Below are 12,813 nucleotides of genomic sequence, written 5' to 3'. Positions count from 1 at the left end.
CTGAACATCGCTTGGGTGGTGCGGCCGGCCTTGGACTTCGTCCTGCACTGGAGCCGCTGGCGACGCCGCCATCAGGCCATCGCCAAACGCTGCCATTACCGACGCAGAGACCCTCGCGCCAAAGTCCCACTGTAGTATTAGGGGCGACCTGCACAGGCAGTTTCGAGTCGGGCCTCCGCAGGAGGGCGGCTCTGAAGCTGGAGGCGCTCGATTCATGCCTTCCCAACTCGTACAGGAGGATGCCTTCATAGAGGGTGAGGGTGATCTCTTCATCCGCCCCGCGAGGCAGTTTGCGTGCAAGTGCAATCCGGCTGAGCGCAACCTCGTAATCGAGGTTTTCGTACAGGCGGTTGATCGAGGTGATGTGGTTGCGGATCTCGTTACCATTCTCAGCGGGCGAGGCGAAGGGAAGGACCAAGGCCAGGACAAGGGCGAGTGCTCCTTGACCAGCAAGCCTCCGGGAATTCACTTTCATGTAAAGATTGCTCACTGAGGTGGGAGGTTATCCCGAAGCATCAGACGTGCAAAGAGCACGGCTGTCCTCGTGTTGAGAGCGCCTGACCTGGATGCGGCACGACGCGCGAGCGGGCAAGCATTGATGACCGCGCTGCCCATGCCGGTGCCATCCGCGTTCGTCCGCGCTCCCGGGCCCCCTCATTCTCACGGACTGAGAGCACGGGGCCAGCCCGGTGTCCAGGCCTCCTGATCCGCCGGTCCACCGACCCACCCTGAAAAGTGACGGGGGTACGCAACTTCCACAGGGGTCCATGGGAGAATGGATCAACGGATTTCACACAAGACTTCGTAGGAGCCCCCATGACCTCCATTGACCGCAACCGCAACGCGCTCACCCCGGCGGGCCGCCAGACCGTCGAGAAGGCCCAGCCGGCCGTGGCTCCGGCGGTGAACACCGTGAAGGCCGACTCCGCCAAGGTGACGAAGCAGGCCGGTGACACCTTCGAGTCCGGTCCGGCGCGCCAGGTGTCGGCGAGCCTCCTGGGCGGCAGCAAGCCCAAGGACAAGGTGTTCGACGGCCAGTTCGTGGGCGCCGGGGGCCAGACCTTCCCGCCCGGCACGCCGCTCAAGGACATCCCCGGCGTCACCCCGCGCAACAACCCCAACCCGGCCAAGACCGTCATCTACGTCAACGGCATCATGACGGACAAGGCGGGCCAGTCCAGCGACCTCCAGGCCATCGCCGACAAGACGAACGCCAAGGCCATCGGCATCCACAACTCCACCGAGGGCTTCATCTCCGACCTGGCCCAGTGCGTGAAGGACAAGCTGGACAAGGGCACCAACCCGGCCGTGGACACCCTGGCCGACACCGTCTACTCCGAGCTCAAGGCCGGCCGTGAAGTGCACCTCATGGGCTACAGCCAGGGCGGTCTCATCACCAGCCGCGCGCTCAAGGATGTCTACAACCGGCTGCGCATCGAAGATGGGTTGTCCAAGGCGGACACCGAGAAGGTGATGAGCAAGCTGAACGTGGAGACCTTCGGGGCGGCCGCGGCCACCTACCCGGACGGCCCCAAGTACGTGCACTACATCAACAACCGCGACGCGGTCCCCACCGTCACCGGCCTGGGTGGCAGCGTGGATCCGCTCGCCTTCGCCAAGAAGGCCGGCAAGGACGCGGTCATCCACCGCTTCGGCGATGGCGGCCTCAACCTCCTCAAGAACCACAGCCTCCAGGAGACCTACCTGAATCACCGCGTGCCCTTCGAGCAGGCGCGCAACAACCAGTTCTGAGTCCAGGCAACCGCTGACGGCGGGTTGCCCGTCCCCCGGGGGAGGCGCTGACGAGCGTCCTCCCCTTTTTCATGCCCGCATCCAAACCCACCTTTCCCGCGTAGTGCCTCTGGATGAACCTGGTGGGGGAGCCATGGAGGAGGATGGGGCGCTACTCGGCGCCATCGCCCGGGGCAGCAAGGCGGCCTTCCAGTCGTATTACGAGCGGCACGCGGGCCGGCTGCTGGGCTACGTGCTGCGCGTGACGAGGGACCGCTCGCTCGCCGAGGACGTGGTGCAGGAGGTCTTCACCGCCATCTGGCAGAAGGCCTCCAGCTACCACGCCGCGCAGGGCACGCCCCTGGCGTGGACGTACCGCATTGCCCGCAACAAGCTCGTGGACCGGTGGCGGCGCGGGCCGCCGGTGGCCCCGGAGGCGGAGCGGCCGGTGCTGGCGCTCGTGCAGGCGGACCCCGAGCTGTCGATGAGCCTGGAGCGGGCGCTGGAAGGACTCAGCCCGGAGCAGCGCCAGGCCGTCGAGCTGGCGGTGCTGGGTGGCTACACACACGAGGAGGCGGCGACGGAGCTCGCGGTGCCGCTGGGCACCCTGAAGTCCCGCATCCGGATGGCCCTGCGCCACATGCGGGCCCTGCTGACGGAGTGAAGCGATGATGCCCGTGAACCATCCCCCCTCCGAGCGGTTGCTGGCGTACGCCACGGGCGCCGCGGACGTGCCCCTGCGCCTGCTGCTGGAGACGCACCTGTCCCTCTGCCCCGCCTGCGAGCGCGAGGTGGGGCGGCTCACGGCGCCCGGAGGCACGCTGCTCGAGGCCGTGCCCGAGGAGCCCGTGCCGGCCGGGCTCTTCGAGCGCATCTGGACGGAGGCCTCCCAGCGCGAGCCGCCGCGCCCGGTGGAGGGCGTGCCGCTGCCGCCGTCGGTGCTGGCGGAGCTGCCGCCGGTGGAGGGTTGGCGCTGGCACACGGTGCCGGGCAGCGGCAGCCAGACGGCGCGACTGGTGCGCGAGGCGCCGGGCGGGTGTGGGCTCTTCCTGGTGCGGATGAAGCCGGGGGCGCGCTTCCCGAGGCATGCGCACCGGGGCGGAGAGGAGGGGATGGTGCTGGCCGGAGGCGTCTGGGACCGGGGCCGCTTCCTGGAGGCGGGCGACTGGGGCAGTGCGCCTCCGGGCTCCAGCCACGAGCTGCTCGCGGACGCGAAGGAGGGCTGCTGGGCGCTGATCCGCGAGGAGTGCGAGGACGTGCGGCTGTCGGGCTGGAGGGGTGTGTTGCAGCGCCTCGTCTAGTGCCACTCGACGCGGTAGGTGCACCCACTGCCGTCGGCGTGCGCGGGGTGCACGTGGGGCTGGCGGGCGCCGGCGGCTCCGAGCGCCGCCTCGAGCATGCCCTGGTAGTACGAGGGGATGCCGAGCGTCTCGTTGATGTGGACCTCGTACGTGGTGGGGGCCAGCTCCTTGAGCTGCATCTGCACGTAGTTGTCGGCGTTGCGGAAGTTGTGGTTCAGCCGCATGAGCAGCCGGCGGGGCCCGAGCGCGCGGCCGAGCGCGAGCATTCCGCGGCCGAGCACCGTCTCGCTGACGTCCGTCACCATCTTCTGGCCGAGCCGGCGGTAGGCCTCCTCGCGGTGCAGCTCGGGGAAGAGATCCCGGACGATGATGTCGAGGGAGGGGCGCCAGACGGACGCCGGGTAGAAGGGGAGCGGCTGCCGGTCGACGTGCAGGCCCATGCGCCCGAGCGCATGCCGGGCCGCCATGGAGAGCCTTCCGTGCAGGGCAATCTGGAAGAGGCCGTCGAAGGTATTACCGAACACCACACGCTCATCCATCATCATCATGCATGACCCCCGGTAGCGAGAGCCCCTACACGAGGGGCTGCGTGGCACCGTGCGGCTCACAAGGCCGCACCAGACAGCACCCATGGTGACATGGAAGGGGGTGGTCCGCCTGAAACTGGCCGGGGAAAGTGTTGAGCGGTGAGCGGATGGGGCGTTGAAAACCCGACAGAGGGGCCCGATTTCGCGAAAAACCTGTGGACGGGAGTTTCAGGACTTCTTGGAGTTCTTCTCCGCGCGGTGGAGGCGCTCGAGGCGTTCGGCGGGGTTGGAGTCGCCGAGCTTGTGGGAGAGGTAGGCGCTGGCGGAGGCGAGCTTGCGGCGGAAGTCGTCGGGGGGAGGGGGAGGGGCGCGCGGGAGGTTGAAGAAGTCGGTGCCCACCCTCAGGAGGGTGCGAGCCATGGCCTGATCGTCCTCGGAGGCGTGGGGGTAGAGGAGGGCGGCGACGCGCGGGTACTCATGGGCGGCGGCCTTGATGAGGGCGGACTCGCCCATGCGGTCGCTGAGGGAGGGATCGGCACCACCGGCGAGCAGGGTGCGCACGAGCTCCTCGTGACCTTTCTCGGCGGCGAGGATGAGGGGGGTACGGCCTTCGGAGTCGAAGGGATTGGGGTCGGCGCCACCGGCGAGCAGCGCCTCCACCTGGGCCAGGTCACCCGCGGCCACGGCATCGAAGAGGGACATGGCCAGAGCATGTCACTGCGTTCCACCAACTCCAACCGGGGGCATCCTCTCCATAAGCCCTCTCCGTGGGCCCACTCCCTCGCCCTCCGGGAGAGGGTCGGGGTGAGGGTATCCGGGCCCCGGGTTTTCCTCCGTGCTACCGCGAGGGATTCCTCGGGCGTCCGTTGAGCGTGCCCGCGGCGGGAGCCACCTCGCCCGAGGGCTTCTCCACCTTCAAGCCGGCGAACTTCCCCTCGCGCTCGAGGCGGAAGATGTCCTCGTCGGTGACGAACTCCTGCTGGAGCAGCTCGCGCGCGCGTTTGACCTTGGCGAGCAGGACGGGGTCGCTGATGGGGGTGCTGTTCTCCTGGGTGGGCCGGGGAGGCGGGCGCATGACGGAGAAGGTGCCGCGAGCGGGGTGGCCCTCGGCGCTGAGGCCCTCCAGGGCATAGGTGATGGCGAAGACCTCGGGCTCGGCCCTGGTGTCGAAGGACACCTTCACCTCGGTGCCCTTGCCTTCGGGGACCTCGCTCACGGGGAGGGAGGCGACGTCCACCTGCTCGGGAGGGGGAGGGGCCTCGTCGGTGCCGCGGAAGGCGCGGATGGCGCGGACCCGGGTGATGCGCACGGGCCCGCGGAAGCGGTGGTAGAGGCGGAACGTCTGGCGCACCACGCCGTCCGCATCGAGCACGGGGAATCGGGGCGTGCCCACGGCGAGCAGGGTGACGATGCCCTTCTTGTCGAAGTTCTCGAAGGAGGTGTTGAGCACCTGGAGCGAGGAGCGGCCGGTCTCCTTGCGGCCCGCGGCGTCGTAGGCGTCCACGCGGATGAGGTGCTGGGTGTACATGCCGCTGGCGCCCGTGTTGCTCAGCATGGAGTGCGAGACGATGGGGCTCGTGGTCGTCACGGGGGCCTCGTCGTCGAAGGTCCACACGTAGCGCACGGCGACGAAGGGCTTGGGCGCGGGCTGTCCGGGGCGGACGGGCCGCTCCATCAACTTCGCGAAGAACTCGAAGTCATCCTCGGAGTTGGGCTGGCGCCGGGACATCACGTGGATGAGCCGCTCGGGCTCACAGTCCTTCACGCGGTAGGGCGGGACGGGGACGGTGACGGAGACGTTGTCCTTGGTGAAGACGGTGACGCGCGGAAGCTCATACGAGCCGTCCGCGTCGTTGCGCCAGACGCGGAGGGGGATGCGCTGGCCGGTGCCATCGCCCACGGTGTAGTGCAGGTACGCGTCGTTGCCATCCGGCGTGTGGGCGCGCACGGTGATGAGGTTGTCCTCGCCCGAGCACACCTCCTGCTTCTCCACGAGAATCTCATCCACGATGGGCGGCGCGGGCTCGGGGGCGGCGGGGGCCTCGGCCTCGGGAGGCTTCGGCGCGGCGGCGAGCGCGGGAGCGGACTCCTGCTCCGGCGAGGACGGAGCGCGGGTGCGCACCTGGATGACGGGGGCGGCCGGCGCGGGCCGCTCCCGCGAGAGGAGCCAGCCCACCAGGCCCCCGAGGGCGAGGAGTGCGAGCAGCAGCACCCATCGCCAGGGCCGCTGGGAACGGTTCTCGGGGGTCGGGCTCATCGGGGAGGGGCTCCTCTGCGAGGGGAAGCGAGGGGGGGAACGGGTGACGGTGGGTTACTGCCAGCAGCCGTAGACGTTGCCGCCCGAGTTCCACTGGAGCTGGTGCGTGTAGTCCGGGCCCCAGACGGTGTTGTTGAGGGGGTGCACGCCCCAGCCGCCGATGCGGTCCGGGCTGATGGAGGTGGCGGTGGCGTTGGGATCATCGCGCACGCTCTTCCAGTAGCGGCCGTCGGAGGAGTCGCACATGTTGGCGGACATGCAGTTGGCCACCTGGTTGCCGGCGTTGCCGCAGACGTTGTAGGTGGGGCAGGCGATGGTGAGCGCCGCGTCGACGAACCAGCCGAGCGAGGATTTGCACTCGTTGTAGATGCCCGTGTAGAGCGAGTTGGAGGCGTTGGCGATCTGCGCGTGCGAGTACGTGTGCGGCGTCACCACGCCCCGGCCCGCGTAGTTGTGCGCGTAGGCCATGAAGGTGGAGCACACCATGCCGTTGTTGGAGGCATTGCCCGGAATCAGGTTGGCGGTCTCGAGCGTCCGGTACTGGAAGAGCGAGTAGTTGACGCGGGCGCCGTTGCGCACCGGCCGGTCGAGGTACTGGCCGGAGTCGAACCGGGACACGTCGCTGGTGTACGCGTGGTTGTACCAGATGGAGTCGCCAATCAGCGCGGCCTGGGTGGGGTCCCCCTGCTGCCAGCCGGTCCACTCGGGGCCGGTGCCCTTGCCGAACAGCGACATGTAGATGCCGCCCTGGTTGATCTGCTCCAGGCCCGGGTAGCCGTAGCGCAAGTCGAAGCCGCTGATGGGCTTGCTACACACGCCGGGCCAGGGCTCCTGGGTGGGGTTGGCCATGGTGGCGTGCGAGACGGTGGAGCCGGGGCCATGCGAGAGCATCGAGTGCGTGCGGTACTCGCCGATGGCATCCAGCACGTCGCGGATGGGGCCGAAGCTCCGGTCGAACACCACCGCGCCGTTGGGCGCGTTCCAGCCAGCGGATGTCGAGCCACACTCCCCCTTGGCGTGGGCGGCTCCCGCCAACATCAGCGCGGACACTGCGACACTCCCTACGAGCAGACGACGCATCACGACTCCTCCCGGACGACGGGATGGGCTCGGTGGGTGGTCCGGCGTCTCGAGGCACTCTTCCCAGGCGGCGACAGGGGCCGGCCACACCGAGCGACGGAACGGTACCTGGGGATTCGTTCGTTCTACTCCGTCCGGCAAGCGCTGGCCAGGGCTCGCTGGAAGAATTCCTTGACAAGGGATTGAAAGTGATTATGCCCGGGCCCGGGAGCGTGTGGAAGCCGACACTGGAAACCGGCGGGCAGCAGGGCAGCCAGGAGAGCGGCCGCTGCGCTTCCCCGCCGTGTCAGCCGGCCTGGCTCTCGGCCTCGGGCCCGAGGGGCAGCACGAGCCGGAAGGTGGTGCCGCCGCCGGGAGGCGAGTCGGCGTGGATGTGGCCGCCGTGGGCCTCCAGGGTGCGCTGGACGATGGTGAGTCCCAGGCCGGTGCCGGTGGCCTTGGTGGTGAAGAAGGGTTGGAAGAGGCGCTCGCGCAGCTCGCGGGGGATGCCGGTGCCGGTGTCGGTGAACTCCACCACCGCGCCGGGCTGCTCGGTGCAGCGGTACGCGGCCACGCGCAGCGTGCCGCCGTGGGGCATGGCCTGCACGGCGTTGAGGGCGAGGTTGAGGAAGCTCTGGCGCATCTTCCGCTCGTCCACGGGCACGGGCGGCACGTCGGGTTGCAGGGCCCACTCCACGCGGATGCGCGGCTGGCCACTGGTGGCGATGCGCACGGCCTCCTCGAGCATGCGCGCCAGGGGCACGGGGTAGAACTCGGGGGCGGAGGGGCGGGCGAAGTCGAGCAGGTCATCCACCAGCCGGTTGAGGCGGTTGGCCTCCTCCTCGAGGATGGTGACGAGGGTGCGGGCGGGGGCGTTGGGCTCGACGAAGCGGCGCAGGGTGGCCACGGCGTTGAAGATGGCGCCCAGGGGGTTGCGCACCTCGTGGGCCACCACGGCGGACAGCTCGCCGAGCGCGGCCAGCCTCTCGTGCTCCACCAGCTGGCGCTGGGTGTGCTTGAGCTCCGCGTGGAGCCGGGCGAGCTCCTCGGCGCGCCCGCGCACCTGCTGGAGGAGCCGGTGGGACTCGATGGCGGCGGCGAAGTGGGAGCCCATGGCCTGGAGCGTCTCCAGCTCCATGGCGGACAGCAGGCGGTGCTGGGCGAAGGTGATGACGAGCGTGCCCACCATGCGCGAGCGCACCTGCAGGGGCACCATGGCCACGGTGGAGCGGCCATGCTTGCGCAGGTGCTCGCGCACGGACTCGGGGAAGTCATCCACCTGGAGCACCATGGGGATGCCCAGCTCGATGACCTTGCCGGACATGGTGCCGCTCATGGACAGCCGGAGGAAGGGCCGCACCGACTCCTCGCTGCCGCCCTGTTGCCAGACGAGCTCCAGCTCGTCGTTGCTCTCGGTGCGCAGCAGCAGGAGCACCGAGTCGCAGTGCAGCAGGCCGATGATCTCCTCGGTGCCGGGCCCGAAGAAGGCGCGGGGCTCGGGGGCGGTGGCGGCCACGGCGGCCAGCCGGCTGAGCGCGGTGAGGGCGGTGTTGTGCGTGGACAGGCGGGAGATGGTGTGCGCGGCCTCGAGGGCGGCGGACACCTGGGCGGCGAAGAGGCGCAGCGGCGGCAGCTCCTCCTCGCTGAGCCAGTCCGCGGCGAGCACCAGCAGGGAGCGGGGTTTGCCGGCCTGGTCGATGCGGACGCAGAGCGAGCGCAGGGGCCCCACGCGCCGCAGGTGGGTGAGCACCGGCTCGGACCAGTCGGGGCCCACGAACTGGGCCGTCTCGCGGGCGAAGTCGTCCCCGTAGGCGGAGCCCTCCGTCCACGCGAGCCGCAGCATGGGGCTCCAGGTGCCGGGCACATCCACCAGGTGCTGGCCGCTCAGGCGCGCCTGGCCCGCGGCGGTGCCGGTGGCCACGAAGGCATGGCCCAGCCACACCCGCTCCGCGTCCGGCACGAGGTAGCCGTAGGACACCTCTAGCTCGGCCAGGCCCTGGAAGACGTGGCTGAGCACCTCCTCCTCGTCATGCAGGCCCGGCAGCGAGGCGCCGAGCGTGGCCACGCGCTGGAGGAGCTGGCGGTGGACGACGCGGCCGGAGAGGTCGCGCACGAGCATCCACGTCTCCGGCCCCTTCATGGAGATGGACAGCTCCACGCGCCGCTCGCCGGTGGAGGTGCGCATCACCGTCTCGTAGGTGTCGGGGACGGGCTCGCCCCGGCGCCGGCGCGTGTGCCGCTCGGCGAGGAAGGCCCGCTGTTGCGGCGAGAAGAGCTCGAAGAGCTTGCCGACCACCTCCTCACGGGGAAAGCCGAGCAGCTCGAGCAGCGCCGTGTTGGCGTGGACGATGCTTCGCTCGCGGACGATGGCCAGGGCGAATGGCAGCGTGTCCAGGTGCTGGTACGGGGCCCCCCCCGCTCCGTCGGGCGTCGTCACGGGGCGAGGATGGCACTCCGGACCGGTCGGGGGAAGCAGGCCCGGATGTTTTCCGGGCCGGGCCGGGCGGGGGTCAGTGCCGGCGATGGTGGCGGACCTCCTCCTTCTGGCGCTCCTTGAAGCCCTGCACCTTCTCGTAGGTGCCGATGAGCTCCGTCTGGGCGAGGACGTGGCCCCGCATGGCGGCCTCGAGTTGCTTCCAGGTGGCATGGCCCATGTCCGGCAGCACGGTGTCCAGGGCGAACACGCGGTAGAAGTAGCGGTGGCGGCCGATGGGAGGACACGGGCCGCCGTAGCCCAGGTTCTTCCAGTCATTGAGGGCCTCGCGGGCGCCCGCGGGGAGGCTCTCGGGGAGCATGGACTCGGGGATGTCGTGGATGTTGGGCGGCAGGTTGTAGAGCACCCAATGCGTCCAGGTGGTCTGGGGGTTGTCCGGGTCCGGCGCGTCGGGGTCCTGCATCACGAGCGCGAAGCTGCGCGTGCCTGGAGGCTCGCCCTCCCAGTGGAGGGGCGGGGGGAGGTCATCTCCTTCGCAGGTATAGGCGATGGGAATCGTCTCTCCGTCCTTGAAGCGGGGCGAGGTGAGTTGGAATGGGATGGGCATCCGTGGGTCCTCCGGCTCTGGGAAAGAGGTCCAAGTGCAAGCTGGGAACGGGGACACCTCCTGGCGAGGAAGGCCCGCTGGGCGGCTGCGGTGCCACCCATGCTCCGGGGCGCTGCGCTGGCCGTTTCCCCTGGATGGCCGGGGGCAGGCGTGTGAGCGTCGCCTCATGAACCGGAGCGTACCGTTGGAGGAGCAGGTGGCGACGGCGCTGGAGACCACCCCGGAGCTGCTGCCCTTCCTGCCCACCGGGCCGAGGCGCTCGCCCTGCGCCACCCGGAGGCGGCGGAGTGGGTGCGAGGGTTCGTCGCGGAGCAGGAGCGCCAGAGCCGGCTGCTCACGACGGACCTGTTGAACGCGCTCTGGTTGCTGCGGCGAGGGCCTTGAGCCCTACGCCCGCGATGCGTGAGCACCGTTCCCGCGATTCAGTGGATGGCCTGACCGAGGGCGTCGAGAACGGGGCGGCGGGACGGCAGGGTGTGGTGCTCGTGGTCGTAGAAGCACTCGGGGCCGAGCAGGGAGATGAGCTCGCGTTCGCGGGCCATGCCTGCTTCGGTGCTTGCCTCGGTGGGTAATGCGTAGGGCTGCACGAGGACGATGTCCTCACCGAGCGGCTTGCGACATTCAGTGGGCAGCGTATCGAGCCGTTGGCCGAACATGCGCACGAAGGGGGGCCCGTAGAAGTTGCGCCAGAGGAGGCCCGGAAGGCCCTCGCTGTAGTCGCGGACGGTAGGGATGCGCTTCGAGCCGATGCCTTCGGGCACCAGCCGTTGTGTCTTCCGCTTGAAGTCCTCTTCCACTGTGGACAGGGCAAGAGGTGACTGGACGAGGCGCATCAGAGCGAGGACCTGCTCGGCATGTGCTGCTCGCCAGGCGGCCTTCTTCGTGTGGGCCGCGGAGGTCACCCAGATGATGCTGCCATGGTAGGGCTCGGGGCTGGATTCGCACGGGAAGAGCCAGAGGTAGTCCTGGTCCGTTCTCGCCGCCACGCACAGGTGACCGTGCTCCTCGTAATAAGCCATGAGCACATCGAGCATGGATTTGCCCGGAGGGACTGGCTCGGACAGATCGGCATCTCCATACCGGGAGGGAGCGAACCACTGGAACTCGTTGAAGACGAGTGCCAGGAGTTCTCGGGCCCCGGAGCTCGAGGGGGTATCTGGAGGCAGATGAATCTGGGTCTCGAGGTTCTGCTTCGGCATGGACGAGCTACGCCCTCGGACATCGATATTGCCCACCTCCACCGAGAATCCGACAGAGGTGGATGATGCACCACGGAACTTCTCAAGAGTCTTTTGGCATCTGCCTTGGTTTTGGAAATCGCGGATGCACCCCAGCTCCGTCAAACTGGGGTGGGTAGCGCCTCAAGCCAAGCGAGCAGCAAGTCTGCCAAGGTGCTCGGGTTTTCAATCACCCATTGGGACTCGAACAACTGAGGGTGCCACTGACTGGGGCTGTATCCCGTAGGACGACGCGTTCTCTTTGCTACGATCCAGGAGTGGCGAGGATCCTTGGGCCGCCGATAAAGGATCGAACCCACTTGGTGCCCACTGGCGACATCGAGAAAGGGCGCGAGCGCACCGTACGTGGCTCGCAAGCGGCGTGCGTCTAGGCAGTCAAGGACGAGTTCGAGGGCTTCAAGTCGTTGCGGATTCATGACCTGCCTCCGTTCTGCGTGTGATGGGCTCTCGAGCCGTGAGGCTTCGAACCCACCCAGCACTGGGTCACGACAAGCATGCGCAATGCCACTTGTCCTGTAGCCCGGGCCGGGGCCCCGCCCGGGCCCCCACCTTAGGGGCCCTCACGGGGCGAAAAACGTCATGCACGCAGCGTGCCCTATGGCGCTGGACGACTGTGCCATTGGAACGAGAAGTCGCAAGCGAGCCAACCCTGGCGGGAGGCTGCACCTGGCCAGAGGCCGCCTACGCCCGCGAGGCGTGGGCACCGCCGGGCACATCCTGGTTCTCATCGGGCGGGCGCACCGGCAGCTGCCGGGTGAGCACCAGCACGCCGACGAGCGCGGCGAGCACCAGCCACCCGGGCCAGCCCGTCACTCCTACCAGGGCGGTGTCGGGCGGCGAGCCCGCGTGACCGAGCACCATGACGACAGGCCCCAGGGCGTTGAGGGAGCCATGGGCGATCATCGCGGACCAGATGCTGCCGGTGGCCAGCCGCATCCAACCGAGGAGGATGCCGAGCAGCACGCACACCACGATGAACAAGAGGACACCGAGCACGGGGTGCTGGGGATAGTTGTAGCCCAGCAGGATGAGGGGGGCGTGCCACAGGCCCCAGATGACGCCGCTGAGCACGAGCGCGCGCCACTGTCCGAGCGGCAGCAGCCGGGGGAGCAGGTAGCCGCGCCAGCCCCACTCCTCGCCGAAGATGACGGGTGCGTTGATCAGAGGACCCAGCAGCGCGCCCTGCACCACCTGGAGGGCGAGGAAGACGTGGGGCTCGGCGAGCTTCCCGAGCTTCTCCACGGCCCCGGGAGGCAGCTGCGCGATCAGGGCGCGCACGCTGGAGAGCCCGGCGAGGTCCAGCGCCTGGGGGTAGACGAGGGCGGAGAGGAGCAGGGCCCCGAGCACCACCACGGGAGTGCCCAGCCATGCCAGCAGGAAGAAGCGCAGCCGGTGCTGGCCGAGCCCCAGGCCCGTGTCCCGCTTGAGCGAGGGCAGGGGGGACACCTTGCGGGCCACGAGGAGGGTGGCCACGGTGGGGCCGAACATGGACAGGGCGGCGAAGGCCTTGAACACGCCGGGCGACTTCTCCACCTCGGTGCCGAAACCCAGCACGAAGCCGAGGACGCACAGCCAGGAGAAGCCATAGGCGATGGCCACGAAGGCGGCGACACCGCGCGTATCGAGCCGGGAAGAGGAGTGCATGGCGTGGGCTCCAGG

Annotated in this window: 11 protein-coding genes and 1 pseudogene; 3 read left to right on the top strand and 9 right to left on the bottom strand. The window is 69.1% G+C overall.

Going from position 1 to position 12,813, the window contains the following annotated elements; all coding sequences use genetic code 11:
- Positions 1-490 (bottom strand): annotated as a pseudogene (locus tag VFZ09_RS41420) (hypothetical protein); the annotation flags it as partial.
- A 326-nt stretch (positions 491-816) separates the two neighbouring features.
- Between VFZ09_RS41420 and VFZ09_RS41415 the strand changes: the two are divergent.
- The 3 genes from VFZ09_RS41415 (at position 817) to VFZ09_RS41405 (ending at position 3,032) form a co-directional block, all read left to right on the top strand.
- Entirely contained in the window at positions 817-1,752 is a 936-nt protein-coding gene (locus VFZ09_RS41415; protein WP_329733317.1) for a hypothetical protein, read from the top strand.
- Positions 1,753-1,885: 133 nt separating this feature from the next.
- Positions 1,886-2,395, top strand: a complete 510-nt coding sequence (locus VFZ09_RS41410; RefSeq protein ID WP_329733316.1) for an RNA polymerase sigma factor — start codon at positions 1,886-1,888, stop codon at positions 2,393-2,395.
- Positions 2,396-2,399: 4 nt separating this feature from the next.
- Positions 2,400-3,032 (top strand): cupin domain-containing protein, encoded by a 633-nt coding sequence (locus VFZ09_RS41405; protein WP_329733315.1) that lies wholly within the window; start codon positions 2,400-2,402, stop codon positions 3,030-3,032.
- On the opposite strand, the gene VFZ09_RS41400 is transcribed toward VFZ09_RS41405, so the two are convergent.
- The 8 genes from VFZ09_RS41400 to VFZ09_RS41365 form a co-directional block, all read right to left on the bottom strand.
- Positions 3,029-3,580, bottom strand: coding sequence for a DUF2378 family protein (locus VFZ09_RS41400; protein WP_329733314.1), 552 nt, complete (start codon positions 3,578-3,580; stop codon positions 3,029-3,031). The genes VFZ09_RS41405 and VFZ09_RS41400 overlap by 4 nt on opposite strands.
- A gap of 207 nt (positions 3,581-3,787) precedes the next feature.
- Positions 3,788-4,261: an ankyrin repeat domain-containing protein gene (locus VFZ09_RS41395; protein ID WP_329733313.1), complete on the bottom strand. Its 474-nt coding sequence runs from the start codon at positions 4,259-4,261 to the stop codon at positions 3,788-3,790.
- 136 nt (positions 4,262-4,397) lie between these two features.
- Positions 4,398-5,816, bottom strand: coding sequence for a hypothetical protein (locus tag VFZ09_RS41390; RefSeq protein ID WP_329733312.1), 1,419 nt, complete (start codon positions 5,814-5,816; stop codon positions 4,398-4,400).
- A 54-nt stretch (positions 5,817-5,870) separates the two neighbouring features.
- Positions 5,871-6,896, bottom strand: a complete 1,026-nt coding sequence (locus VFZ09_RS41385; RefSeq protein WP_329733311.1) for a hypothetical protein — start codon at positions 6,894-6,896, stop codon at positions 5,871-5,873.
- A gap of 286 nt (positions 6,897-7,182) precedes the next feature.
- Positions 7,183-9,312: an ATP-binding protein gene (locus VFZ09_RS41380; RefSeq protein ID WP_329733310.1), complete on the bottom strand. Its 2,130-nt coding sequence runs from the start codon at positions 9,310-9,312 to the stop codon at positions 7,183-7,185.
- Positions 9,313-9,385: 73 nt separating this feature from the next.
- A complete protein-coding gene (locus tag VFZ09_RS41375) occupies positions 9,386-9,916 on the bottom strand; it encodes a YbhB/YbcL family Raf kinase inhibitor-like protein (RefSeq protein ID WP_329733309.1) in 531 nt (176 codons plus the stop codon).
- A gap of 422 nt (positions 9,917-10,338) precedes the next feature.
- Positions 10,339-11,115: a hypothetical protein gene (locus VFZ09_RS41370; protein ID WP_329733308.1), complete on the bottom strand. Its 777-nt coding sequence runs from the start codon at positions 11,113-11,115 to the stop codon at positions 10,339-10,341.
- A 720-nt stretch (positions 11,116-11,835) separates the two neighbouring features.
- Entirely contained in the window at positions 11,836-12,798 is a 963-nt protein-coding gene (locus VFZ09_RS41365) for a CPBP family intramembrane glutamic endopeptidase (RefSeq protein ID WP_329733307.1), read from the bottom strand.
- Positions 12,799-12,813 lie beyond the last annotated feature (15 nt).

The sequence above is a fragment of the Archangium sp. genome (assembly GCF_036277355.1).
Taxonomy (GTDB): domain Bacteria; phylum Myxococcota; class Myxococcia; order Myxococcales; family Myxococcaceae; genus Archangium.
The sequence above is the reverse complement of the archived record's forward strand: the minus strand, read 5'-3'. Positions and strand labels throughout refer to the sequence as shown.

What these genes read in the sequence shown, in the direction of transcription:
- VFZ09_RS41365 (WP_329733307.1), bottom strand. Translation starts at nt 12,798, where the DNA reads ATGCACTCCTCTTCCCGGCTCGATACGCGCGGTGTCGCCGCCTTCGTG.
- VFZ09_RS41385 (WP_329733311.1), bottom strand. Translation starts at nt 6,896, where the DNA reads ATGCGTCGTCTGCTCGTAGGGAGTGTCGCAGTGTCCGCGCTGATGTTG.
- VFZ09_RS41400 (WP_329733314.1), bottom strand. Translation starts at nt 3,580, where the DNA reads ATGATGATGATGGATGAGCGTGTGGTGTTCGGTAATACCTTCGACGGC.
- VFZ09_RS41395 (WP_329733313.1), bottom strand. Translation starts at nt 4,261, where the DNA reads ATGTCCCTCTTCGATGCCGTGGCCGCGGGTGACCTGGCCCAGGTGGAG.
- VFZ09_RS41405 (WP_329733315.1), top strand. Translation starts at nt 2,400, where the DNA reads ATGATGCCCGTGAACCATCCCCCCTCCGAGCGGTTGCTGGCGTACGCC.
- VFZ09_RS41390 (WP_329733312.1), bottom strand. Translation starts at nt 5,816, where the DNA reads ATGAGCCCGACCCCCGAGAACCGTTCCCAGCGGCCCTGGCGATGGGTG.
- VFZ09_RS41410 (WP_329733316.1), top strand. Translation starts at nt 1,886, where the DNA reads ATGGAGGAGGATGGGGCGCTACTCGGCGCCATCGCCCGGGGCAGCAAG.
- VFZ09_RS41375 (WP_329733309.1), bottom strand. Translation starts at nt 9,916, where the DNA reads ATGCCCATCCCATTCCAACTCACCTCGCCCCGCTTCAAGGACGGAGAG.
- VFZ09_RS41370 (WP_329733308.1), bottom strand. Translation starts at nt 11,115, where the DNA reads ATGCCGAAGCAGAACCTCGAGACCCAGATTCATCTGCCTCCAGATACC.
- VFZ09_RS41415 (WP_329733317.1), top strand. Translation starts at nt 817, where the DNA reads ATGACCTCCATTGACCGCAACCGCAACGCGCTCACCCCGGCGGGCCGC.